21 protein-coding genes are annotated in these 22,677 nt (G+C 58.9%); 4 read left to right on the forward strand and 17 right to left on the reverse strand.

Annotated elements, in window-relative coordinates:
* Window positions 1–46: 46 nt before the first annotated feature.
* The 7 genes from BVH74_RS12785 to BVH74_RS12815 all read right to left on the reverse strand — a co-directional run bounded on the left by BVH74_RS12785 (window position 47) and on the right by BVH74_RS12815 (window position 4,996).
* Window positions 47–1,129: a protein kinase domain-containing protein gene (locus tag BVH74_RS12785; protein ID WP_080050439.1), complete on the reverse strand. Its 1,083-nt coding sequence runs from the start codon at window positions 1,127–1,129 to the stop codon at window positions 47–49.
* A complete protein-coding gene (locus tag BVH74_RS12790; RefSeq protein ID WP_080050440.1) occupies window positions 1,119–1,850 on the reverse strand; it encodes a PP2C family serine/threonine-protein phosphatase in 732 nt (243 codons plus the stop codon). The genes BVH74_RS12785 and BVH74_RS12790 overlap by 11 nt, the downstream gene beginning before the upstream one ends.
* Window positions 1,851–1,852: 2 nt before the next feature.
* Window positions 1,853–2,527 carry a vWA domain-containing protein gene (locus BVH74_RS12795; RefSeq protein ID WP_080050441.1) on the reverse strand — a complete coding sequence of 225 codons (675 nt, stop codon included), beginning with the start codon at window positions 2,525–2,527 and terminating at the stop codon, window positions 1,853–1,855.
* 107 nt (window positions 2,528–2,634) lie between these two features.
* Entirely contained in the window at window positions 2,635–3,222 is a 588-nt protein-coding gene (locus BVH74_RS12800; RefSeq protein WP_080051726.1) for an antibiotic biosynthesis monooxygenase, read from the reverse strand.
* A gap of 62 nt (window positions 3,223–3,284) precedes the next feature.
* On the reverse strand, window positions 3,285–3,905 hold the full coding sequence (ycaC, locus tag BVH74_RS12805; RefSeq protein WP_080050442.1) for an isochorismate family cysteine hydrolase YcaC: 621 nt from the start codon (window positions 3,903–3,905) through the stop codon (window positions 3,285–3,287).
* Between the two features lie 279 nt (window positions 3,906–4,184).
* Complete coding sequence (locus tag BVH74_RS12810) at window positions 4,185–4,802, reverse strand: LysE family translocator (RefSeq protein ID WP_177344532.1); 618 nt, start codon at window positions 4,800–4,802, stop codon at window positions 4,185–4,187.
* A complete protein-coding gene (locus BVH74_RS12815; RefSeq protein ID WP_080050443.1) occupies window positions 4,799–4,996 on the reverse strand; it encodes a hypothetical protein in 198 nt (65 codons plus the stop codon). The genes BVH74_RS12810 and BVH74_RS12815 overlap by 4 nt, the downstream gene beginning before the upstream one ends.
* A gap of 334 nt (window positions 4,997–5,330) precedes the next feature.
* On the opposite strand from BVH74_RS12815, the gene BVH74_RS12820 reads away from it, so the two are divergent.
* A complete protein-coding gene (locus tag BVH74_RS12820; RefSeq protein ID WP_080050444.1) occupies window positions 5,331–6,578 on the forward strand; it encodes a hypothetical protein in 1,248 nt (415 codons plus the stop codon).
* An 8-nt stretch (window positions 6,579–6,586) separates the two neighbouring features.
* Here BVH74_RS12820 and BVH74_RS12825 read toward each other — a convergent pair whose 3' ends face one another.
* From BVH74_RS12825 to metH, 8 genes are all read right to left on the reverse strand, one after another.
* Window positions 6,587–7,123: a class I SAM-dependent methyltransferase gene (locus BVH74_RS12825; protein ID WP_080050445.1), complete on the reverse strand. Its 537-nt coding sequence runs from the start codon at window positions 7,121–7,123 to the stop codon at window positions 6,587–6,589.
* A gap of 5 nt (window positions 7,124–7,128) precedes the next feature.
* The gene (locus tag BVH74_RS12830) at window positions 7,129–7,365 is read right to left on the reverse strand and encodes a hypothetical protein (protein ID WP_080050446.1); all 237 of its coding nucleotides are present in this window, start codon (window positions 7,363–7,365) and stop codon (window positions 7,129–7,131) included.
* Window positions 7,366–7,496: 131 nt separating this feature from the next.
* The gene (locus tag BVH74_RS19110) at window positions 7,497–7,898 is read right to left on the reverse strand and encodes a GFA family protein (protein WP_080050447.1); all 402 of its coding nucleotides are present in this window, start codon (window positions 7,896–7,898) and stop codon (window positions 7,497–7,499) included.
* A gap of 140 nt (window positions 7,899–8,038) precedes the next feature.
* Window positions 8,039–8,536, reverse strand: a complete 498-nt coding sequence (locus tag BVH74_RS12840) for a DUF934 domain-containing protein (protein WP_080050448.1) — start codon at window positions 8,534–8,536, stop codon at window positions 8,039–8,041.
* Window positions 8,520–10,178, reverse strand: coding sequence for a nitrite/sulfite reductase (locus BVH74_RS12845; RefSeq protein WP_080050449.1), 1,659 nt, complete (start codon window positions 10,176–10,178; stop codon window positions 8,520–8,522). The genes BVH74_RS12840 and BVH74_RS12845 overlap by 17 nt, the downstream gene beginning before the upstream one ends.
* Window positions 10,179–10,738: 560 nt before the next feature.
* Window positions 10,739–10,930 (reverse strand): DUF2970 domain-containing protein, encoded by a 192-nt coding sequence (locus BVH74_RS12850; RefSeq protein ID WP_177344573.1) that lies wholly within the window; start codon window positions 10,928–10,930, stop codon window positions 10,739–10,741.
* A 110-nt stretch (window positions 10,931–11,040) separates the two neighbouring features.
* Window positions 11,041–12,375, reverse strand: a complete 1,335-nt coding sequence (locus BVH74_RS12855) for an MATE family efflux transporter (RefSeq protein ID WP_231705517.1) — start codon at window positions 12,373–12,375, stop codon at window positions 11,041–11,043.
* A 7-nt stretch (window positions 12,376–12,382) separates the two neighbouring features.
* Window positions 12,383–16,093 (reverse strand): methionine synthase, encoded by a 3,711-nt coding sequence (gene metH / locus BVH74_RS12860; RefSeq protein WP_080050451.1) that lies wholly within the window; start codon window positions 16,091–16,093, stop codon window positions 12,383–12,385.
* Between the two features lie 191 nt (window positions 16,094–16,284).
* Between metH and nfuA the strand changes: the two genes are divergently transcribed.
* Both nfuA and BVH74_RS12870 read left to right on the forward strand, forming a co-directional pair.
* The gene (gene nfuA / locus BVH74_RS12865; RefSeq protein WP_080050452.1) at window positions 16,285–16,869 is read left to right on the forward strand and encodes a Fe-S biogenesis protein NfuA; all 585 of its coding nucleotides are present in this window, start codon (window positions 16,285–16,287) and stop codon (window positions 16,867–16,869) included.
* An 85-nt stretch (window positions 16,870–16,954) separates the two neighbouring features.
* Window positions 16,955–17,893: a chemotaxis protein gene (locus BVH74_RS12870; RefSeq protein WP_080050453.1), complete on the forward strand. Its 939-nt coding sequence runs from the start codon at window positions 16,955–16,957 to the stop codon at window positions 17,891–17,893.
* Between the two features lie 32 nt (window positions 17,894–17,925).
* Here BVH74_RS12870 and BVH74_RS12875 read toward each other — a convergent pair whose 3' ends face one another.
* The gene (locus tag BVH74_RS12875; RefSeq protein WP_080050454.1) at window positions 17,926–19,872 is read right to left on the reverse strand and encodes a transglycosylase SLT domain-containing protein; all 1,947 of its coding nucleotides are present in this window, start codon (window positions 19,870–19,872) and stop codon (window positions 17,926–17,928) included.
* Window positions 19,873–20,041: 169 nt separating this feature from the next.
* On the opposite strand from BVH74_RS12875, the gene BVH74_RS12880 reads away from it, so the two are divergent.
* Entirely contained in the window at window positions 20,042–21,958 is a 1,917-nt protein-coding gene (locus BVH74_RS12880; RefSeq protein ID WP_080050455.1) for an ATP-binding cassette domain-containing protein, read from the forward strand.
* A 59-nt stretch (window positions 21,959–22,017) separates the two neighbouring features.
* On the opposite strand, the gene BVH74_RS12885 is transcribed toward BVH74_RS12880, so the two are convergent.
* Window positions 22,018–22,455, reverse strand: coding sequence for a universal stress protein (locus BVH74_RS12885; protein ID WP_080050456.1), 438 nt, complete (start codon window positions 22,453–22,455; stop codon window positions 22,018–22,020).
* Between the last annotated feature and the right edge of the window lie 222 nt (window positions 22,456–22,677).

Genomic DNA, 22,677 nt, shown 5'->3' on the forward strand with positions numbered 1-22,677 from the left:
GCGCAGGGCAACGGTTAAGATGCGGCAATTATCGCGCACCTGCGCGTCATTTATCGCGCGCGGCTACAGCCTGGCCCTGTGGTAGCGGCGGACGCGGGCGCTGCGTGGGCTTGGGCTTGTTGACCTTGACCCTGGTATCGGCCCGGGCGCAGTGCGGGCACTGTTTGCCCCAGTACCCATGCTCAGGAATCTGGCTGCACTGTTTAAGCCGCTGTGCGGCCTGCTCCAGCAGTCCAACCCATTCCCGGGCACTGGGCCGCTGGCGGGTTGTGAAGCTGTGATCGAAGGTCTGGCGCACAATTGCCGGAAAGTCCTGATGCACACTCCAGGGTGAAGGTTTGATATCGGCATGGGCCTGAATGCCATAGGGATAGAAACTACCGCCAATCCGGTTCTGATTGTCTGTCGGGATTTCGCGTCGCCGGGTTGGCACCCCCTGATAGGGGTGCAGGCCATTGTTGAGGAGTTTGAACAGGATGACCGCCAGGGCGAACTGGTCCTGCGGCTGACGTAATACCTGGGGCGATTGCCGGCTGCTGAACGCCTCCGGTGCGATAAATCCCATGGTGAACTGGTGCGCCGGAAAGTATTCGTCATTGCCCTGCACCGCGAAACCATCACAGTCGACTACTGCGACATCACCACTGCGCCGATGCACCAGCAGGTTGGCTGGTTTAAGGTCGATGATGCAGTGACCCTTTTCGTGCAGTTCGGCCACCCGTTTGCACAGGTTGATTGCCACTTGCAGGCGCCAGGCGCTGGACTGTGGCAATGACTCGATCTTTCGGCCTCGGGCGCTCAGAGCCATATCCAAAGAGGCATAGCTGGCAATGTCCAGCAGCGGCATGGCAAAGCCGACAAATACCCCGCGTGGGTTGAACAGCAGTGCGCAGGGCCAGGCAAAGTGGTTGGCCTGAGTGTCTTCGGGTGGATGCAGGATCATTTGCCAGACTTTGTGCTGACGCTCTGGGTCCTTGCCTGGCTCGTGGTAATACTTCAGGGCATAGTGGCCATCAGGGGAGCGGTAGATTGCTCCGTCGGCGCCACGGTTCAAAGCCTTGCCCGACAGCGCCAGAGATTCCTGGCGGCCGTCGGCAAATTTCAGAGTGTAGTGGCCCTTACGAGCCATGGTGCAGCCACACCAGGGTTTTGTCGTCAGCGGTAATGCGGTGGGTACGAGGGTCTGCCAGTGTTCCTTCAAGTGCCTGGCGGCCGGTGAACTGCGTCACGCTGCTCAAATAGTTGTGGACCGGTTGCAAAAAGCCTCGTTCAGGCCGGTAGGGCTGGCTGCGGGCGGCGAAGCTGGCGGTGCCATCGGTCATCAGAAACCAGGTGCTAAACCGTGGCGGTACGCATTGCACGCGCAGGTGCTGGCGCCAGCCAGGCAAGGTGAAGAAATAGGTGGTTTCGGCGAACTCGCCATTTTCTGGCTCGCTGACCAGGCAATCATCCCAGTCATCCGGATTGATGCCGAAGATCAGTCCGTCTCCCAGGTGAAACACCAGATTGCCCTGGCGCGTCATCACTACCCCGCACAGAGTCGAGTGAAAATCCTCCAACGGCCCACGGTTGGCCAACTGCTCGCGTACGCTTTGAATGGCGCCGGCTATCCGCTCGAAGGCATTGGCCTCAGTCAGGCTGCGTTCCAGGTCGGCAGACAGTGTGCGGCAGACACCTTGGGCCAGGGCCCGGGCACCCTCATCCGACCGCGCTGCTGAACCTGCGCCGTCACAGACGCAGGCCACTACGCCGGAGAAGCTGGCCACGATCTCGAAGGCGTCCTGACAGGGCTGGCCGTTGTCGACATGTGATGTGCCGGTCACCGCAGCGCCGGCACTTAGAATCCGCATGCTCAGATCTCGACTTCGGCCCAGGAGTCGGTCGCCGGCAGGCTGATCCGCTCACCGGGTACGCTGGCCGATACGGTCGACATACTGCGACTCAGCCAAATGAACAGCTCACGGAACTGCAAACCCTTGAGTTTTTTCGGCGTCTTGTTGGAGAACTGCCCCAGTGCGGCGAAATCCGCGCCCTCGGTGCCGATCGGGAACACTACCACGCGTTTGTCGGACTCTTCCTGACGGCAGCGCTGGGCTGCCTGCTCCCAGCCAAAATCGTTCGGGCAGCCATCGGAGATCATGATGACCCAGGGGCGGGTGCTGGATATGCCGTTGGCGTCGTATACGGCCTTCTGGTTGCGCACCTCATCCAGCGCCAGATCCATCCCCTTGCCCAGCGGCGTCATGCCGTTGGCCTGAATCACCGGTGGCTTGAAGTCCACCGCATCGGTCCAGGGCTGGAGAATCTGAACATCTTCGAAACCGCCGACGGCAATGACCAGCACCTGGACCCGCATGGCGGCCATGGCGTCATTCTTGAGTTCCTGGGCGAAGATTTCCAGTCCGGCATTGAGCTGGGCCATAGGTTCGCCAGCCATGGAGCCGGAAGCGTCCAGTACCAGTACGCACGGGGTGCGTTGATTGGTGTTGTCGATGAATTCGACGCCGGGAATAGCGGAGAAAGACATGCGCAAAGTCCTTTTCGGTGTAAAGAAGTGCCGTCATGGGCACAGGCAAGGCGGAAATCTTAACGAAACCGGGCAGGAAATGTAACCTTGCCGAGTCAACCCTGGACTCAGCGAAACAGCCAGCCGGCCACCAATCTGACAACCCGGGGCATGATGACATAGACCACCAGACCAACGATGGTGGCGGCTATCAGACCATGACTGATACCCCAGGCGGACAGCACTGGTACCTGGCGGAACAGCGGCTGAAATGCCAGCGGAACCAGCATGGTCAGGGGCCAGATCACGGAGGTGGTCACCAGCCACTGCTTCCAGCGTGTGGGTTGTTTGCTCTGGGCGGTGGGTGGGGTGAACCAGAAGTCGATACCGCTGTGTATTTCTATGTGCTCGGTCTGGGCCAGTATGGGGCGGATATCGGCAATCAATTCCCGGCGCTGGTCTGAGTCCAGCCAGTTCTGAGCCTGCTCCTGACTGGAAAAGCGCACGGCAATCTCGAAGGTCTGATCCGTGCCAACCGGGCGTAGAATGTGGACGCCCTGGTGGCCGGGAAACCGCGCGGCGGTGGTGATGATCTGTCTGAGCCAGGTTTCATAGCGGTTGCGGTCATCGGGGGAGACCTGGTGACGAATGATGATTGAAGCACCCTGGTTGCCATGGCTGCTCGAGTCGCCGTTATTGTCGTTGCTCTGGTTCATGACTGGCCTGCCTCTGTGGTAACCCGCCAGACCTGTTTCATGCAGATCTGGCGGGTGAAACATCAACCATTCTGGGCGCTATAACTCTGTATCAGGTTGGCATAGGCGGGCAGGTGGCTGGCGAGCAGTCCTCCGAAACCTTCGATGTCGTTGCGCCAGTCCCGGTGCAGCTCACAACCAACCGCAAACCAGGTCATCATCTGGGCGCCGGCTTCGGCCATACGACTCCAGGAGGCTTCCCGGGTAGTGGGGTTGAAAGTGCCAGAGGCATCGGCAACCACAAACACCTCAAAACCCTCCTCAATGGCCGACAGTACCGGAAAGGCCACGCACACTTCGGTTACCACCCCGGCAATCAGCAATTGCTTCTTGCCTGTGGCTTTGACGGCCTGGACGAAGTCGGCATTGTCCCAGGCATTGATCTGGCCTGGGCGAGCAAAGTAGGGCGCGTCGGGAAACATGGCCTTGAGTTCCGGGACCAGCGGTCCATTGGGGCCAGACTCGAAGCTTGTGGTCAGAATGGTTGGTATGTTGAAGAACTTAGCGATGTCTGCCAGGGCCAGCACATTGTTCTTGAAGTCATCAGGGGAAAAATCCCGTACCAGTGACAGCAGACCGGATTGATGGTCGACCATCAGCAATGCGACATCGTTCTTGTCTAGACGCTTATATTGAAAAGCCATGGGGGTCTCCTTGTGTGCGTCATTGGGTATCCGCGCGGGGGTGGAGCGGTATGTTGCGGATAATGACAGCCTAGACTGAGCAACCATGGTGTATAAGACTCAAACCCGATATACCGGGGCTGAAAAATAGCGTTGATGCATATGCGGGCAATATGTTGCGGATAATGACAGCCTAGACTGAGCAACCATGGTGTATAAGACTCAAACCCGATATACCGGGGCTGAAAAATAGCGTTGATGCATATGCGGGCAATATGCGGGCGGCCTGCAAGGACTTGGTCAGGTCTTGATCAAAAGATACGAGCCAGCACCTATCATCAGTCCCCCGGCTGCCAGCCTGGTGCTGCGCTTAAGTCGGGGGCTCTTGATCAGCATTACCACTTTTCTGGCGGCCAGGGCATAGCCCAGTTTCACACCACCCACAGCTACCAGTGTCAGGGTCGCGATCATAGCAATATCTGCCACCTGGATACTGCTCAGGTCGACGAATACTGGCAGCAGGCTGGCATAGAAAAAGATGGCCTTCACATCACCCAGGGTGATCAGTAGACCAGCAAGCAAACTGGTCGGTAGGGATGTGGCCGGGCTTTCTGATGGTGCCGACTTTAAAGCGGCTCCTGAGCGCAAGAGCGTGATGCCGAACCAGATCAGATAGGCACCTGCCAGGTAGCGCAAAGCTAGAAACAGACTGCCCAGCAGTTCGGCTAGCGCAGTCATACCCAGAACCGCCAGGAGCACAAAAATCAGATCACCCAGCACGATACCAGCAGCCACTGCTGCACCATGAGCAAGGCCTGCAGTGGAAGAACGGGTCACAACCAAGGCTACACTGGTACTCGGTACCACTGCCAGTATGGCCATCATCATGAACAGGGTAGCTGCTTCGTGCATGCTCATGCTGAGGCCTGCCTGATGGCTACGACCGAAAAAGTGTGCCAGTGCTTGGGCCTGCCCAGCGCGGTTGTACCGGGTTCGTCATGCTCCTGAAAACGTACCACCCCGAATTGCTCGAAAAGCGCCAGTATCTGACTCTCGGTCATAGCGTTGATCCGGTGCTGTGAGTTTGTTGCCCAGCTATCGTTCAGACCCATAAAGTCTCCAGCGAAGACGCCGCCAGGCTCAATGCAGGCCCTGATCCTGGTCCAGGTGGCGGGAAACGGCCTGGGTCGGAAAAATACAGGCTGGCGGTTTTCATTCATATAGAGTTTTCAGCAAACCTCGCGCCCGTGTTGCCCATGCTTCTCATAATCTCTCGTGCAGGCAAACGGTAGCACAGCACGGCGACGTGCTCTATTGCCAGGGGTGGGGCGATGTTTTAAGGTTCGACCCCCTACGCAATCACTACATGGAACGTTCAATGCGCGTTATTTCATTTTCTCTTATCGTTCTCTGCGCCGGCCTGAAAGCCATACCGGCGGTGGCATCATGAGCTGGCAGGGTAAGTCAGCTCCAGCTGAAGAGTTGGCGCAGCATGGGCTGGCCAGCAACCGTGACGTTGGCTATTGGCTTGCGTTGATCATGGGCGCAGGGTTGAGTCTGTTTGTTTTGCCGTGGGTGCTGCTCATGCCCAGTGAGCTTGCGCAAGGCAACTATGAGATTTTGGCCATACTGCCGTTGTTGGTGGTTGGCTCTGGCCTGTTGGTCTGGGGCTGGATGTTGCGTCGACGTTATTTGCTGATTGGTCCTACACGACTGTTTCTCGACCCATTGCCAGGGCAGGTTGGTGGTCAGATCGGTGGGAGCTTCCAGCTCAGTCATGGTAGCTGGGTCGGGCCACCACAGATCTGGCTGAACTGCGTGTATGTCTACAGCACAGGCACGGGCAAACAGCGTCAAACCCGTCGCGATGTGCTCTGGCAGTCTGAGCAGATTGCCTGGGTCAGGCCGCAGGGCATGAAGACTGAGAACCGTTTTGTTTTTGATGTGCCGGAAAATCTCCCGACCAATGGCCGACATCCCACAAGGGTTGGCCGTGTCGAGTGGGTGGTGCACTGTGAGGGGCGGTGGCGACCGCCGGCTGGCTCCGCGGCCAACAACGGAAAGTCTGTGAAATTCGTGCGCGACTGGAGCATCCCGGTTGAGCAGGGCAATGCCCAGAGCAGTCTCGCTCGTCCGGCTACTCTGCAACAGGCCGAACAGCAACAGGCTCGTGCGCATATTGAGGCTTACCTGAGTCCCGGCCAGGTGTCCGGCCAATACCAGTTGAACAGCAAGGCTGGTCGTATACCCGCCCTGGGCCTGGCGCTACTGTTGTTTGGGACCGTGTTCAGTGCTGCGGGTGGTTTTATGCTGTTCTTGGCGCTGGACGGTGAGCCCATGCTCTGGGTAGTCGGGCCGGTATTCCTGTTACCGGGGCTGATGACAGTCATGACCGGTATCATGTTTTTGGGGCGCAGCCTGAAGGTCGAGATCAGTCGTCAACAGATACGTATTGTGCGCTATTTATTCGGTATGCCGCTCTACCGGCGGCAGGCTGTACTTGACACCAACTCGCGTCTGGAAATTCGCTGCAGGTTATCAAGTACCGGCAACCGTCCGGTCAGTACTGAGTACTATACGGCTTATGTTGTGGCTGGCGATAAGCGCCTGCCGGTCGCTGAAGGCATTGTTGGTCAGAGTGCTGCTGAGGCTCTGTGCCGTGAAGTGGGGCGTAGTACAGGACTGGTGTTCTGAGGCCGGGCTTATTGGTTCGCAGGGATCGAAGCCGGTTTTCTGGCAACGATGAATACCGATGCCTGGTCTGGCTGCCACTCGAACTCTGGCGTGAAGCCAGCCTTGGCCAGCATGGACAGCAGCTCCTGTTTGCCGAAGCGGCTTACGTGTGGGGCCAGGCCTAGCAGTTGCATCAGCGGAATCACCAGGCGCCAGAAGGGTGATACGTTATTCACCAGCGCCGTGCTGGAGACAAAGATGCCCCCGGGTTTAAGCAGGTCGTGTACCCGCGCCATGGCAGCGTTTACGTCCTCGAGCAGGTGCAGTACGTTCAGTCCCAGCACGACATCAAAGCTTTCCGGGGGCAGCTTGAGCTCTTCCAGAGTTCCTTGTTGAAAGCTGATGTTACCAATACCGGCTTCTGCGGCTTTGATCTCTGCAATCTCGAGCATCCTGCTTGATATGTCGCTGGCAACAATGTGCCTGACACAGAGGGCATGGATAATGGCAGTGCTACCAGTGCCGCAGCCGACGCTGATTTGAGTTCTGGATGAGGTATGCGGCAGGGTTGTTAGCTAATCTTGCGGCTGATCTCGGCCAGTTTGAGCGCCATGGCCTGATCGATTTCTTCAGGCTTGATACGCGCAATGATGTTTTTCAGTACGCGGATCTCGTTCTGATCGATTACACCGTCGCGCTCGGCGATGGCAACAATTCTGCCCAGTTCTTCGGCATCCAGGCGGCCGTCATTGGAAAAGCACTGGATGGAGTGAAATGACATTTCGAGGTAGTCGCGGCTTTCTGACATGGTCTTTCCCTGATGTGTTTAATCCTTGGTGGCCGGGTGCATGATTACGCATTAATAGAGGTGGAGCAAGCCTGGAAGGTCCACCCCCGGCCTGCAGTAAGTATCGTGCGGTTTGAACCGCAGTCTATTTATCACCAGCCGGGGGGCCAGGCTTCGAATTGCGGCAAATTGTCGGTTATTTCATGCCATGGGGCTTTGGAGCCAGTGAAGATATGCAATTGCGGTCTGACGCCAGGGTCACCCTCAATACTGCCCAGTGTGACCGAGGTGATTCTGCCTTGATCGCTTGCAGCTAAGGTGGAACCGCACTCGAGACAAAAACACCAGCCTGCGCCGGAAGCAGTCTCATACACCTTGACCAAATCTCGGCCAGAGACCCAGCTAAAATCCTCGGGATTGCATTTTGCATAGGTAGAAAAGGCTGCGCCGTGTTGGCGTCGACACATGGAACAATGACAGTGGCTGGCCTCGGAGAGTGGGCCATTGATGACGTAGCGGACCTTGCCACACAGACAACTACCGGTGAGACGCATGCTGGGTTCTCCCTCACGAGTCGTTATGTGGCGTAAGTATACGCCCTGATGGCTGTCGTTGCCGACACGGTATCCTGGCTGGAAAGATCATTGCAGGTAGGCTGGGAGAGCGCCGGGGCGTAAGCCCCGGCTTTTTTGACTCAGGCGCGACGGCGGAATAGCGGCAGCGGCTGATCGGTGGCGGCCTGGTAGACTTCGGAGAAGTCCTGCAGGCTGGCCAAAGCTTCATCGGCGTCGCGGTCTTCACGCAGGGCATAGGCATCGAAGCCACAGCGTTTCATGAAAAACAGCTGATCGCGTAGCACGTCGCCGATGGCGCGTACTTCACCTTTGTAGCCGTAGCGGTCACGCAGGATGCGGGCGGTGGAGTAGTGGCGACCGTCACTGAACACCGGGAAATTCAGGGCAATGACCTGAAAGTGTTCAAGATCTCCTTCGATTTCCTCGATCTGCTCGTCGCTGTCCAGCCATACGCCAAGCCCGCCATCACGGGCCTTGAGGGCGTGGGCATGTTCGCGCCACAGGGCCAGCGGGACGATCAGGTCGTCACTGTTGGGCAGCCCGTCGAGGCTGGCGTCCTTGTCCAGCAGGTGCCAGTTTTCCACGACAACCTGGTTGCCTTTAATTATTCGTTGCATACACGCGCTCCTTGAAGGGGGCCATGCCGATACGCTGGAAGGTATCGAGGAACTGTTCTTCGTCGGTCCGGCTTTCGAGGTAAACGCCGATGACTTTCTGGATTACTTCCGGCATTTGATCGGCGGCAAAGGACGGGCCAAGGATCTGGCCGATGCTGGCCTTGCGGCCGCTATTGCCGCCCAGCGAGACCTGGTAGAACTCTTCACCTTTCTTGTCGACCCCAAGAATGCCGATATGGCCGACGTGGTGGTGACCGCAAGCGTTCATGCAGCCGGAGATGTTCAGGTCCAGGTCGCCAATGTCGTGCAGGTAGTCGAGGTCATCAAAAGTACGCTGGATAGCTTCGGCAATCGGGATCGACTTGGCATTGGCCAGCGAGCAGAAATCACCGCCGGGGCAGCAGATGATGTCGGTCAGCAGGCCGATATTCGGAGTGGCGAAGCCTTGCTCGCGGCACTCCTGCCACAGAGCGTAGAGGTCGCTTTGCTTGACGTCGGCCAGGACCAGATTCTGGTTGTGGGTGACGCGCAATTCGCCAAAGCTGTAGCGTTCGGCCAGATCGGCAGCCGCTTCGAGCTGCTTGTCGGTGGCGTCGCCCGGAGCCACGGCGGTCGGCTTGAGCGACAGGGTTACTGCGGCGTAGCCCGGTACCTTGTGTGCAGTGACGTTGCGCAGCGCCCAGTTGTTGAAGCCTTTGTCGCTGCCGCGTTTGGCCAGGTAGCCGGCATCATCGGTGCTGAAACTCTCATAGGCCGGCGCAGTGAAGTGTTTGGCTACCCGCTCGAGCTCCTGCTCGGTCAGGGTGGCCGGGCCGTCCTTGATGTGCACCCATTCGGCTTCGACCTTCTCGGCAAAGGCCTCCGGGGTCAGGGCCTTGACCAGGATCTTGATCCGCGCCTTGTACTTGTTGTCACGGCGGCCGTAACGGTTGTACACGCGCAGGATAGCGTCCAGATAGGTCAGCAGGTGCTGCCAGGGCAGGAACGCGCGGATTTCGCTACCGACCATCGGGGTACGGCCGAGACCGCCGCCAACCAGAACCCGGAAGCCGATTTCACCGGCGTCGTTTCTGACCACGTTCAGACCGATGTCATGCACGCCAATCGCGGCACGGTCTTCGGCCGCACCGTTGACGGCAATCTTGAACTTGCGCGGCAGGAAGGCGAATTCCGGGTGGAAGGTCGACCACTGGCGGATGATTTCACACCAGGGACGCGGATCGACGATTTCGTCGGCGGCAACGCCGGCGAACTGGTCGGTGGTGGTGTTGCGGATGCAGTTGCCGCTGGTCTGGATGGCATGCATCTGGACTTCCGCCAGATGGGCGAGAATGTCCGGCACATCTTCCAGTTCCGGCCAGTTGAACTGGACGTTCTGGCGGGTACTGAAGTGCGCATAGCCCTTGTCATACTGACGGGCGATGAACGCCAGCTTACGCATCTGCCGCGAAGAGATCAGGCCATAGGGAATGGCTACACGCAGCATGGGAGCGTAACGCTGAATGTAGAGGCCATTCTGCAGACGCAGCGGAAGGAATTCGGGATCGCTCAACTCGCCGGCAAGGTAGCGGCGGGTCTGATCGCGGAACTGCTTGACGCGGTCCTCGACGATCTTTTGATCATATTCGTCGTAGATATACATGCAGGCAACCTGTCAGCGGGGTTTCTTTGTACCCCTTTTTTCGTGGAGTTGGCCCTGGTCAGGCTCAGGCTAAGGCTAAGGCGGCAGACAATAGCAGTTTTTCGATATGCGCAAAAGTAATGTTTATCTATATGTTTATGCGGAAATTCCGATATAGGCGCGTATCAATCAAAGGCTTGCCGTGTCTGGATTGCTAGTCTTTACTGGTATTGTCTGTGCCCGCCGGGCATCGGCTTGTGATAACAAAAAGAGGATAGCATCCCATGAGTGAACACGACCTACAGGAAGCCACAACAACCGACAGCCGGATCGATGCCTGGGCCGCGGTGGCGCTGATTCTGATTGCCGTGCTGACAGCAGTGTTTTGGGTCAGTCAGCGCTAGGACAACACTGACTAATCGCGCACAAGCCCTGGAGCCCTGTTGGCGCTGACCTGTTCTGGACTGTCGATGCCCCGGATGGGCATCGTCAAGCCCCCAGGGACGGGGTTACGGCGTGTCCAGAACAGGTCAGCGCCAATTGGGCTAACACCGAAACTGAAATCAGTATTTCCATAGGGGTTATACACCAGCCAGGTGCAGGATCAGCTTGACCAGGCCGAAGATGGTCAGCACGAACAGGGCGGTGAAGGCGATACCCAGGATGATGAAGTGACTCGGCTTGCCTTGGGTGAAGTCGCGCTCTCGGGCCTTGTTGCTGTGTACCCCGAGCGCGGCCCATAGCACGCTGGACAGGGTGTCGCGAAAGCGCATGGGGGGCTGCGGTTGTTCTGGCTGTTGCTGCTTGTGCTGATCGTTGCTCATGGCTGGCTCGCTGTCATTGCTCTGGCTCTGGGGCGTCAACAGACCCTAGCATAGCCCGCTCAGATGTGAATGTCCGCCCAGTGCCTGCGTCGCCACATGATGGCGAAGATGATCGAGTTGAGCGCTCGGTAGCCGCTTTGCAGCAGCCAGATCAATAACAGCCCGCCCCCGAGTACCGGTCCGGCCAGGTAGGCGCAGGGCAGGAATATCAGCCACTGGCTACCCAAATTCACCGACATCACCGTACGGCTGGCACCGGCGCCGAGCAGGGCCTGGGTCAGAACCAGCGCAGTGGCATCCAGGGTCATGCCCAGGCCGGTAATACGCAGCGGCCATTCCCCCAGAGCGATGAGCGCCGGGTCCTGGGTGAACAGACTGAGCACGAAGTGCGGCGCCAGCCAGAATGGCATGCCCATGATAAATAGTGCCACAGCTGCCACACGTACCACATCCCAACCCCAGCGATAGGCATCTTCCGGTTTGTTGGCTCCCAGGCTGTGACTGACCAGCGTGGTGGCGGCCATGCCCAGACCAACCCCGGGCAGGATCAGAAATAGCGCCAGGTTGACCAGTACGTGGGCGATGGCCAGTTCGGCGGTGCCGACCTGGGCGATGATCCAGAACAGGGTGGTGATGCCGGTGGCGAAGAAGAGCTGTTGCAGCGAGTTGGGCATCGACAGCCGCAGCATCGACACGATGCCACTGAACTGCGGGCGGGCCTGAAGAAAACCGTGCGCGCGGCCACGTCGCAGGGTAATACTCAGATAGAGCGCCGAGCCGAGGAACATGGCGATGCAGGTGCCTAGTCCCGAGCCTTCGGCGCCCATTTCCGGCAGGCCGAACTTGCCGAAGATCAGGCCGTAACTGATTGCCACGTTGGCCAGATGCATGACCACCAGAATACGCAGGTACAACCCTGACTCGCGAATACCGTTCCAGTAGCCGCGAAAGGCAAAATTGGCACCTACAGCGATGATCGCCAGGCTGCGCCAGTGGAAGTAGTCGACACCGATCTCGACCACGCCCTGATCCGAGGAAAGAAAGCCAATGATGCGCTCGGCATTGAGCCAGCACAGCAGAGTCAGCGGCACGGCCAGCAGGGCGGCGATCAACAGCCCTTCGTTGAGTGGGGCGGCGACTTCAGTTTCGCGACCCTGGCCTCGGCGCCGCGCTACCATAGCCTGAACACCAGCACCCAGTCCCATGACCAGGGCTATGGCCATGAAATTGGCGTAACTGCCCAGGCCAACCCCGGCCAGTGCTTCCTTGCCCAGGCTGCCGACCATGGCCGCATCGACCAGGTTCAGCAGACTTTGGCTGAGCATGCCGCCCATAATCGGCAGGCCCAGCAGCGTAATGGTGCGCAGGCGGCTGCGGGCAGGTAGCAGGCTCACGCCGACCTCAGTTGTCGTAACCGAGGTTGGGCGACAGCCAGCGCTCGCTGACGCTCAGGTCCTGCTCCTTGCGTTGGCTGTAACTTTCCACCTGATCACGCTCAATCTTGCCCACGGCAAAATACTTGCTCTCGGGGTGAGCAAAGTACCAACCGCTGACGGCGGCGGCCGGGAACATGGCGAAGTGTTCGGTAAGGAATACGCCGCTGCGACCGGGTTTGCCGAATTCGGCCTCGGGGTCGAGCAGGCTGAACAAGGTGGCCTTTTCGGTATGATCCGGGCAGGCCGGGTAGCCGGGAGCAGGGCGAATACCGCGATACTTCTCGCGAATCAGGTCTTCATTGTCCAGATGCTCGTCGCTGGCGTAACCCCAGTACTCACGGCGTACGCGCTCATGCAGCCATTCGGCGCAGGCCTCGGCCAGGCGGTCGGCCAGAGCCTTGACCATGATTGAGTTGTAGTCATCGCCCTTGGCTTCGTATTGCTTTGCCAGCTCTTCGGCGCCGATACCTGCGGTGGTGATGAAGCCGCCGACATAGTCGGTCAGGCCGCTGCTTTCTGGTGCGACGAAGTCGGCCAGACACAGATTTGGCTTGGCGTCCGGGAAGATGCTTTGCTGGCGCAGGTGGTGCAGGGTGGCCAGTGGCTGGCCCTGTTCGTTACGGACCTGAATGTCGTCGTCATTAACCTGATTGGCCGGCCAAAAGCCGAACACCGCCCGGGCTTTGATAAGCTTTTCATCAATCAGCTTTTTCAGCATGGCCTGCGCATCGGCGAACAGCGAGCGGGCGGCTTCACCGACGATCTCATCATCAAGGATGCGCGGATATTTGCCAGCCAGATCCCAGGAAATGAAGAACGGCGTCCAGTCGATGTACTCGGCCAGTACCGCCAGATCGATATCGTCCAGGGTCCGTGCGCCAGTGAAACTCGGAACTGGCGGCTGGTAGGTCTGCCAGTCCAGTTGCAGCTTGTTGGCCACTGCCTGCGGGTAGCTCAGGCGCTCGGTACGGGCGCTGCGGTTGGCAGTGCGCTCGCGGACCACTTCGTACTCGGCGCGGGTTTTGGCGACGAACTCGGGCTTGAGCTCTTTAGACAGCAGGCTGGTCGCCACACCGACCGCACGTGAGGCATCGGTTACATAGATCACCGCGTCGTTGTGGTATTGCGGCTCGATCTTCACCGCAGTATGAGCCTTGGAAGTGGTGGCGCCGCCGATCATTAGCGGCAGATTGAAGCCCTGGCGCTGCATTTCCTTGGCGACATGGACCATTTCATCCAGCGATGGGGTGATCAGTCCGGACAGCCCAATGATGTCGCACTTTTCCTCGATGGCGGTCTTGAGGATCTTCTCCGCCGGGACCATGACGCCCATGTCGACAATGTCATAGCCATTGCAGCCCAGCACTACGCCGACGATATTCTTGCCGATATCGTGGACGTCGCCTTTGACTGTGGCCATCAGCACCTTGCCCTTGGGCTCAGGGTTGTCGCCCTTTTCCTCTTCAATAAAGGGGATCAGATGGGCAACTGCCTGTTTCATCACACGGGCGGATTTGACCACCTGAGGCAGGAACATCTTGCCGGCACCGAACAGGTCGCCCACCACATTCATGCCGGCCATCAGCGGCCCTTCGATCACTTCGATCGGCCGCGCGCACCGCTGGCGGCACTCCTCGGTGTCCTCGACGATGTGAGTGGTGATGCCTTTGACCAACGCATGTTCCAGACGTTTTTCCACACTCCAGCCACGCCATTCCTCGTTCTCGGCTTCCTTGACGCTGCCGTCGCCCTTGTACTGGTCGGCAATTGCCAGCAGGGCTTCGGTTGCACCGGGGTGACGGTTGAGCACCACATCTTCGACTTTGTCACGCAGTTCGGCCGGGATCTCGTCGTAGATCTCCAACTGGCCGGCATTGACGATGCCCATGTTCAGGCCATTCTTGATCGCGTGGTAAAGGAAGACCGAGTGAATGGCCTCACGCACCGGGTTGTTGCCACGGAACGAGAACGAGACGTTGGATACCCCGCCAGAGCTCAGCGCATAGGGCAGATTGTCGCGGATGTAGGCGCAGGCGTTGATGAAGTCGACGGCGTAGTTGTTGTGCTCGTCAATGCCGGTTGCCACGGCGAAGATGTTGGGGTCGAAGATGATGTCTTCCGGCGGGAAGCCCACCTCATTGACCAGAATGTCGTAGCTGCGCTTGCAGATTTCCGCCTTGCGCGCCTCGGTATCGGCCTGGCCCTGCTCGTCAAAGGCCATCACTACCACGGCAGCGCCATAACGCTTGCACAGGTGTGCGTGGTGCTTGAACTGCTCGATCCCTTCTTTCATCGAGATCGAGTTGACAATACCCTTGCCCTGAATACATTTCAGGCCAGCCTCGATCACCTCCCATTTGGAGGAGTCGATCATGATTGGCACGCGGGCGATATCCGGCTCGCCGGCAATCAGGTTGAGGAAGGTGACCATGGCTGCCTGGGAATCGAGCATCCCTTCATCCATGTTGATGTCGATCACCTGGGCCCCGGCTTCGACCTGCTGCAGGGCGACTTCCAGGGCCTCGGTGTAATTCTCTTCACGGATCAGCCGGGCAAAGCGGGCAGAACCGGTGATGTTGGTACGCTCGCCGACGTTGACGAACAGCGAGCTGCGATCGATTGTGAACGGCTCGAGCCCCGACAGGCGGCAGGCTTTGGGGATGTCGGGAATGACGCGGGGCGGGTACTTGGCCACCGCCTCGGCAATCGCCTGAATGTGTCCGGGGGTAGTGCCGCAGCAGCCGCCGACAATGTTCAGGAAACCTGAGGCGGCAAACTCCTCGATGATCGCGGCAGTCTGTGCCGGGGTTTCGTCGTACTCACCAAAGGCGTTCGGCAGGCCGGCGTTGGGGTGTGCCGAGACATGGGTATCAGCCTTGGTCGCCAGTTCTTCCAAATAAGGTCGCAGTTCATTAGCGCCCAGTGCGCAGTTCAGGCCCACCGAGATCGGCTTGGCATGGCGTACCGAGTTCCAGAATGCTTCGGTGGTCTGGCCCGACAGGGTGCGGCCGGAGGCGTCGGTAATGGTGCCGGAGATCATGATCGGCAGCTCGATCCCGAGCTCTTCAAACACCCCTTGCACGGCGAAAATGGCCGCCTTGGCATTGAGGGTGTCGAAAATGGTCTCGATCAGAATCAGGTCTGAGCCACCTTCGATCAGGCCACGGGTGGCGCTGCTGTAGTCCTCGACCAGTTCGTCGAAGGTGACGTTGCGGTAGCCAGGGTTGTTCACATCCGGCGAGATTGAACAGGTACGGCTGGTTGGCCCCAGCACCCCGGCAACAAAGCGCGGACGATCCGGGGTTTCGACGGTTTTCTCATCACAGACCCGGCGAGCCAGACGAGCGCCTTCAACATTCAGCTCGTAGGCCAGTTCCTGCATGCCGTAGTCGGCCTGGGAAATTCGGGTGGCGTTGAAGGTGTTGGTTTCGATGATGTCGGCGCCTGCATCCAGGTAGGCGCGCTCGATCGCGGCGATTTTGTCCGGTTGGGTCAGGATCAGCAGGTCATTATTACCCTTTAGGTCCATCGGCCAGTCAGCGAAGCGTTCGCCCCGATAGTCAGCTTCTTCCAGTTTGAAGCTCTGGATCATGGTGCCCATGCCGCCGTCGAGAATCAGGATGCGCTGGCGCAGGGCCTCATGCAGGGCGGTCAAGCGGGTACTCAGGTCTGACATGGATGCTCCGGGGGGTTAGCGCTGAGAAAAGCCCGCTAGCTTAGCAGAACATCGGCCAACACTGAACGCGCGATGGCGATGGGCTGCATTTCGGCATGCCTGGCAAATAACCTAGTATAAAGGTAGGACTTTATTCGCGGGCAGCTATCCCGTACACTATGGGCCATCAGTCACTGCTCAAGAGGCATTTCATGGCAGGCATTCATTTTAGTGACACGGCCCAGTCGTACCTGGCCGAGTTGCTGTCCAAGCAGGACGCCGAAGGTGTTGGTATCCGTGTATTCATTACCCAGCCGGGTACTCCCTACGCGGAAACCTGTATCGCCTACTGCAAACCTGGCGAGGAAAAGCCCGAGGATGAACTGCTGGTGCTGGATGCCTTCAATGTCTGGATCGATGCGATCAGTATTCCTTTCCTGGATGACGCCGTGGTCGATTACGCCACTGACCGCATGGGCGGGCAACTGACGATCAAAGCACCAAACGCCAAGGTGCCGATGGTCAATGAAGACAGCCCGCTCAATGAGCGCATCAACTACCTGCTGCAAACCGAAATCAACCCCGGGCTGGCCAGCCATGGCGGTGAGGTCAAGCTGATCGATGTGGTTGAGGGTGGTGTGGCGATTCTGCAGTTCGGTGGCGGTTGTCAGGGCTGCGGTATGGTCGATGTCACCCTTAAGGAAGGCATCGAAAAGACTCTGGTAGCGCGAATCCCGGAAATTACTGCCGTGCGTGACGTAACCGATCACACAGTCAAGGAAAATGCCTACTATTAAGCGCGGGCTGCGAAAGTAGGCATAACTGGGTACACTGCGTCATGGCAGGTGGCTACTTCACCTGAATCTGACAGCGAGGGGCCCCATGGCTGGTGTACTGGATAGCGTTAATCAGCGTACTCGACTGGTCGGTGAGAACCGTCTGGAAATTCTGCTGTTCAGGCTCTCTGGGCAGCAGTTGTTTGCTCTCAACGTGTTCAAGATCCGTGAGGTACTGCAACTGCCGCGGCTGACCCAGATGCCGCAGCGCCATCCGCATGTGGTGGGTGTGGTGCATCTGCGCGGTCAGACCATTCCGGTAATCGATTTGGCCGCTGCCATTGGTATGCGCGCGCAGCAGGTCAACGAAAACAGCACGGTGATTGTTACCGAGTACAACAACTCGGTGCAGGCCTTTGTGGTTGGTGGGGTCGAGCGCATCATCAATCTCAATTGGGATACTGTGCAGCCGCCGCCCAGAGGCGCCGGTCGGGCCCATTACCTGACTGCCATTACCCGCCTTGAAGACCAGCGCCTGGTCGAGATTATCGACGTCGAGAAAGTGCTGGCCGAAATCGTGCCGTTCAATACCCGTATTTCCGAGGAACTGCTCGATGAGCAATTGCTGGATAATGCGCGTGGCCGTGAAGTGCTGCTGGTGGATGATTCACAAACCGGTATCAATCAGCTCAAGGAAACCTTGTCTCAGCTCGATCTGACCCTGCATGTGGCCACCGATGGGCTGCGTGCGCTGCGTCAGCTGCAGGCTTGGGCCGATGCCGAGGGTAAGTTGTCTGAGCGGCTGCTGATGGTGATTACCGATGCTGAAATGCCGGAAATGGACGGCTACCGGCTGACTGCCGAAATTCGCAAGGACCCGCGTCTGAGTGATCTGTACGTGGTCCTGCATACCTCGTTGTCGGGCAACTTCAACAAGGCGCTGGTAGAGAAGGTGGGTTGCGATGGCTTTCTGTCCAAGTTCCAGCCCGATCAACTGGTGGAAGTGGTCCGCGAGCGGCTGAGTAATCTCCAGGCCAGGGGCTGAAGTCCGCCTTCAGCCCGTTCTGGTGCTCAGTCCTAGCGCCCGCGCAGATAGCGCTCATGTTGTTCCATCACCGGCTGGCGAATGCCCAGTTTGTCGCCGTAGATCACCGAATAGCTCAATACGCTCTGCACATACTGGCGGGTCTCGTCGAAGGGGATAGTTTCGATCCAGACGTCCGAGGGCAGGTTGTCGATATTCTGAGTCCACTGCCGTACTCGACCGGGGCCGGCGTTGTAGGCTGCTGAAGCCAGTACCCGGTTACCCTGGAACTGATTGTTTAGCTGCGCCAGATAGGCTGTGCCCAGGGCAATGTTGCGCTCGGGAATCAGTACCTCATTAAGGTTGCCCAGCGGGATGTTGTTGCGCCTGGCGGTTTCCCGGGCGGTGGCAGGCATCAACTGCATCAGACCCATGGCGCCGGCATGAGAGCGGGCGTCGGCCATGAAGGCGCTTTCCTGGCGGGTGATGGCGTATACCCAGGTGGAGTTAAGCTGGCGGGCACGGGCCTGATTAAGAATCGGTTCGCGATAGGCCATCGGGAAGCGGATGTCGAGGTCATCCCAGTACTGGGCCTGGCTGATATTGCGGATCGCCGGGAAGTACCAGTCCATGTCGCGGGCCAGTTTTGCCTGGGCTATCAGTTCCTCACGGCTGAACAGACGGCTGACGTGATACCACTCGCGGCGGGCGTCTACTATCTGGCCGCGTGCGTAAAACTCCTTGGCTCGACGAATACCGGCAGTCTGGCTGACCCTGGCTATGGTTTGTGGGTCGATATTGGCTGGTTGGTGGTTCAGTGCATAGGGCTGCTGGGTGCGTTCGGCGGCCATGAAGCCGTAGAAATCCCGTTCGCGAGCCAGTTGTCGATAGTCGTCTTGCAGTTCACCAACATTCGGGGTGGCAAGCTGAGCGCTGCGCAATTGCCAGTAGCGCCAGCGGCTTTGCTGGGCCAGGCTTTCGGGCAGGGTTTGGGTCAGGTCGTGAGCCATGCGCCACTGGTTGGTGCGCAGTGCCAGGCGGATCCGCCACTCGCTGACCTGATCGTCGCGCATTTGTGGGTCGTTGGCGGCCATGAAAGGTAATGCATCAGGGTTGAAGCGCTTGGCCAGTCGCACGCCAATATCGCGGGTGATGGCCAGCCGGTCCTCTTCGGCGAAGGGAAGTTCACGATAGTGGTGCCAGAGCCCGAGGGCGGCCTGCGGGTCGTCGCGGCCCATGCGTCGCAGGGATACGGTGACGATATCGGCCAGTTTGTTGGCCGGCTGGTTGGCGCTGGGGCGATAGTTGCCAGGCTGGTTCAGCAGGCTGGGCTGGGTTGCGGTGCTCACGAACTTGTCAGCCAGCGGCTTGTTGCTGGCGACGTAGCGGGTCAGGTAGCGGGCCAAGGCGTCCTGGCGATGCAGCAGGGCCAGGCGAATACGCTGCCAGGCGACGTCTTCAGTCAGGCCGCCTGCGGCACGCCAGCGTTCAAACAGCGGGTCGCAATCCTTTGGCTGGGAGCGGCCAACGGTCCATAGCTCCTGAGCCTGGCGCATGGCTCCGGCCTGGTCGCCCTCGCGCCAGCGGCGCAGCGCCAGGTGACAATCCAGCGAGGTGCTCTGGCTATCGCTGTCATAGTGCGCACGCAGCCGTTCCCATTCACCTTCACGAGCCAGGCGGTGCAACCAGCGGGATTTCAGGCGCTGAGCGGCAGGCAGGTCGCCGTGGGTCAGTAAAAAGCTTTCGACTTCCCGGTGGCTGGCGCTGTCCAGACGTTTATCCAGGGCGTTCAGCAGCAGGTAAGGGTAAAGCGGGTAGTCGCTCAGGCCGCGGGCCAGGCTTTCGTAGCGGGCCTGTTGCCCGCTGTTAAGGGCGCTCATGGCCTGGTCGTACTGGCGGCGTTGTTCCTGCAGGCGGTCAGCTTGAGCGGGCAGGGCGGTGAACAGTAGGGAGGCCAGAGCGGCCGGGGCAAAACAGAAACGCAATAGGGTGCGGCGCATGATGATGCCTGCTCTCTCGAAATCGTTGGCCGGTTTGGCCGGTATTATCGCTACAGCTTAGCGAGTTGCCCTGGCAGCGAGAAGAGGCCGGCAGAGGAAATCATCGCAGTTTGTTACAGCTGGCTGCGAAAGCGCTAGAATGCCGGTCTTATAGTTTGAAAGGTGGTTTATGGCTCTGCTTTCGTTTACCGATGTTTCCCTGGCCTACGGGCTCAATCCGCTGCTGTCCAAGGTCAGTTTCCAGCTCGACAGAGGGGAGCGGGTATGCCTGATCGGGCGTAACGGCACTGGCAAGTCCAGCCTGTTCCGAGTCCTTACCGGGGAGCAGCCGGCGGATGAGGGCGAGTTGTGGTTTGCGCCTGGACTCAAGGTTGGCCAATTGCCCCAGGAACTGCCCGAGGCTGGTGATGCGTTGGTCTATGACGTGGTGGCCGCTGGGTTGGCTGGGGTTGGTGACCTGCTGGCCGAGTACCACCATCTGATCAGTGGCGAGATGGATGATGCCGCTATGCTGCGGCTGGAAAAGGTTCAGGCGCAACTGGAGGCCAAAGATGGCTGGCGTCTTGATCAATTGGTTGAAACCACGTTGACTCGGCTGGGGCTGCCTGCAGACAAGACCATGGCCGAGCTGTCCGGTGGCTGGCGTCGCCGGGTACTGCTGGCCCAGGCACTGGTGGCCGAGCCGGATGTGCTGTTGCTGGATGAGCCGACCAACCACCTGGATATTCATACCATTGCCTGGCTGGAGCAGGTGCTGCTGGATTTTCGCGGGGCGGTGCTGTTCATTACCCACGACCGTCAGTTTCTGCAGGCACTGGCTACCCGGATTATGGAGCTTGATCGTGGTCAGTTGATCGACTGGCAGGGCGACTATGTCAGCTTTCTGGCGCATAAAGAGCAGCAGTTGGCGGCTGAAGCCACAGCCAATGCGTTGTTCGACAAGAAACTGGCCCAGGAGGAGGTGTGGATTCGCCAGGGAATCAAGGCCCGGCGCACCCGCAACGAAGGCCGGGTTCGTGCGCTCAAGGCCATGCGTGAGGAGCGCGCGCAGCGGATTGAACGTCAAGGCAAGGCCAGTTTCCAGATGGAAACCGCCCAGTCCTCTGGCAAACAGGTCATCGAGGTCAAAGACATTAGTTTCGCCTGGCCTGATCAGGTCCCGCTGATCCGTGATTTCAGTACGGTGGTGATGCGCGGTGACCGCATTGGCCTGATCGGCAACAACGGTTCGGGCAAGAGTACCCTGCTCAAGCTGTTGCTTGGTCAACTGGAACCGACCAGTGGCAGCGTCAAGCATGGTACCAAGCTGGAGGTAGCCTATTTCGATCAGCTTCGCGGCCAACTGGAGCCGGAAAAGAGCGTGATCGACAATATTTCCGAGGGCCGTGACTTTATCGAGATCAACGGCGAACGTCGGCATGTGATCAGTTATCTGGGAGACTTCCTGTTCTCGCCCGAGCGTACCCGCACCCCGGTCAAGGCACTTTCGGGTGGTGAACGGGCGCGCCTGCTGCTGGCACGCCTGTTCAGCAAACCGGCCAACCTGCTGGTGCTGGATGAGCCGACTAACGATCTGGACGTGGAAACCCTGGAATTGCTGGAAGAGGTGCTGGCCGGCTTTGATGGCACTGTGCTGCTGGTCAGTCACGACCGGGCGTTTCTCGACAACGTGGTCACCAGCACTCTGGTGTTCGAAGGTCATGGCCGGGTGCGTGAATATGTCGGCGGCTTTGCCGACTGGCTGCGCCAGGGCGGTAATATCGAGTTGCTGGCTGAGCGCATGACTCTCGATAAAACCACCGAGCCCGCTGCCGAGCCGGCACCTGCTGTGGTCGCGTCCAGTGCGCCAGTCCCGGCGGCGCCCAAGGCCAAACTCAGCTATAAGCTGCAGCGCGAGCTGGACGCTCTGCCGGCGTTGTTGGAGAAGCTCGAAGGTGAGCTGGAGGCGCTGCAGGCCCAGCTCAACGATCCGAATTTCTATAGTCGCCCGCATGAAGAGACTGCGCTGGTGCTGGAGCAGGTTGCTGCCAAGCAGGGCGAGCTGGATCAAGCCATGGAGCGTTGGGCTGAGCTGGAGGATATGTAGGGGGCTCGTTTCTTCGCGTTTGCGGAGCGCTCGCTGAACGCTCCGCGACGGGGAGGAGATTATTTCTTCTTGCCCAGTCTTACGGCAATCACGTCGCAGGGCGCTCCGTGGAGCACATCGTTGGCGGTCGAACCCAGCAACAGGGCCAGGCCGTGGCGGCCGTGACTGCCTACCACAATCAGATCGCAATCCTGCTCGCTGGCGACCCGGTGGATTTCCTGCCTGGGGTGACCAAAGGCTATCTGTAGCTGGTCTTCGGACAGGCCGTAATCACCGGCGAACAACTGCATGCGCTCACGGGCCTGCTCAAACTGCTGTTGTTGCAGCATCGACAGGTCCATAGGAACGTCTCCGCCGTAGGCCATCGCAAGCGGCTCGACCACGTGTAGCAAGGTCAGGCGGGCATTCAACGCCTTGGCCAGCGCCATGGCATGATCTGCTACCCAGCGGCACTCGTCGATCAGGTCGACGGCTACCAGTACATGTTTATAGAGCATGCAGGTTCTCCCCTTTTTTCGCTGATAGTAGCAGTCTTTGCCGGTAATACGTGAAGAACCATTTTAAAACCCTGTTTGGCTGACTGGAATATCGTTGGCAGGGCGTACCTATGGTTATAGGGTCATTGTTGGAAGCTGGGGTCAGGGTTTGAATGCTTAGGTTCAAAGCGTCGTTGGTACATGGATACGGTATTGGGTATGTTCTGTAACCTATTGTTATTA

The sequence above is a fragment of the Halopseudomonas phragmitis genome, from assembly GCF_002056295.1.
Lineage (GTDB): Bacteria > Pseudomonadota > Gammaproteobacteria > Pseudomonadales > Pseudomonadaceae > Halopseudomonas > Halopseudomonas phragmitis.

Coding starts and splice junctions, on each gene's coding strand:
- BVH74_RS12785 (WP_080050439.1), bottom strand. CDS start 1,129: ATGGCTCGTAAGGGCCACTACACTCTGAAATTTGCCGACGGCCGCCAG.
- BVH74_RS12790 (WP_080050440.1), bottom strand. CDS start 1,850: ATGCGGATTCTAAGTGCCGGCGCTGCGGTGACCGGCACATCACATGTC.
- BVH74_RS12795 (WP_080050441.1), bottom strand. CDS start 2,527: ATGTCTTTCTCCGCTATTCCCGGCGTCGAATTCATCGACAACACCAAT.
- BVH74_RS12800 (WP_080051726.1), bottom strand. CDS start 3,222: ATGAACCAGAGCAACGACAATAACGGCGACTCGAGCAGCCATGGCAAC.
- ycaC (WP_080050442.1), bottom strand. CDS start 3,905: ATGGCTTTTCAATATAAGCGTCTAGACAAGAACGATGTCGCATTGCTG.
- BVH74_RS12810 (WP_177344532.1), bottom strand. CDS start 4,802: ATGAGCATGCACGAAGCAGCTACCCTGTTCATGATGATGGCCATACTG.
- BVH74_RS12815 (WP_080050443.1), bottom strand. CDS start 4,996: ATGGGTCTGAACGATAGCTGGGCAACAAACTCACAGCACCGGATCAAC.
- BVH74_RS12820 (WP_080050444.1), top strand. CDS start 5,331: ATGAGCTGGCAGGGTAAGTCAGCTCCAGCTGAAGAGTTGGCGCAGCAT.
- BVH74_RS12830 (WP_080050446.1), bottom strand. CDS start 7,365: ATGTCAGAAAGCCGCGACTACCTCGAAATGTCATTTCACTCCATCCAG.
- BVH74_RS19110 (WP_080050447.1), bottom strand. CDS start 7,898: ATGCGTCTCACCGGTAGTTGTCTGTGTGGCAAGGTCCGCTACGTCATC.
- BVH74_RS12840 (WP_080050448.1), bottom strand. CDS start 8,536: ATGCAACGAATAATTAAAGGCAACCAGGTTGTCGTGGAAAACTGGCAC.
- BVH74_RS12845 (WP_080050449.1), bottom strand. CDS start 10,178: ATGTATATCTACGACGAATATGATCAAAAGATCGTCGAGGACCGCGTC.
- BVH74_RS12850 (WP_177344573.1), bottom strand. CDS start 10,930: ATGCGCTTTCGCGACACCCTGTCCAGCGTGCTATGGGCCGCGCTCGGG.
- metH (WP_080050451.1), bottom strand. CDS start 16,093: ATGTCAGACCTGAGTACCCGCTTGACCGCCCTGCATGAGGCCCTGCGC.
- nfuA (WP_080050452.1), top strand. CDS start 16,285: ATGGCAGGCATTCATTTTAGTGACACGGCCCAGTCGTACCTGGCCGAG.
- BVH74_RS12870 (WP_080050453.1), top strand. CDS start 16,955: ATGGCTGGTGTACTGGATAGCGTTAATCAGCGTACTCGACTGGTCGGT.
- BVH74_RS12875 (WP_080050454.1), bottom strand. CDS start 19,872: ATGCGCCGCACCCTATTGCGTTTCTGTTTTGCCCCGGCCGCTCTGGCC.
- BVH74_RS12880 (WP_080050455.1), top strand. CDS start 20,042: ATGGCTCTGCTTTCGTTTACCGATGTTTCCCTGGCCTACGGGCTCAAT.
- BVH74_RS12885 (WP_080050456.1), bottom strand. CDS start 22,455: ATGCTCTATAAACATGTACTGGTAGCCGTCGACCTGATCGACGAGTGC.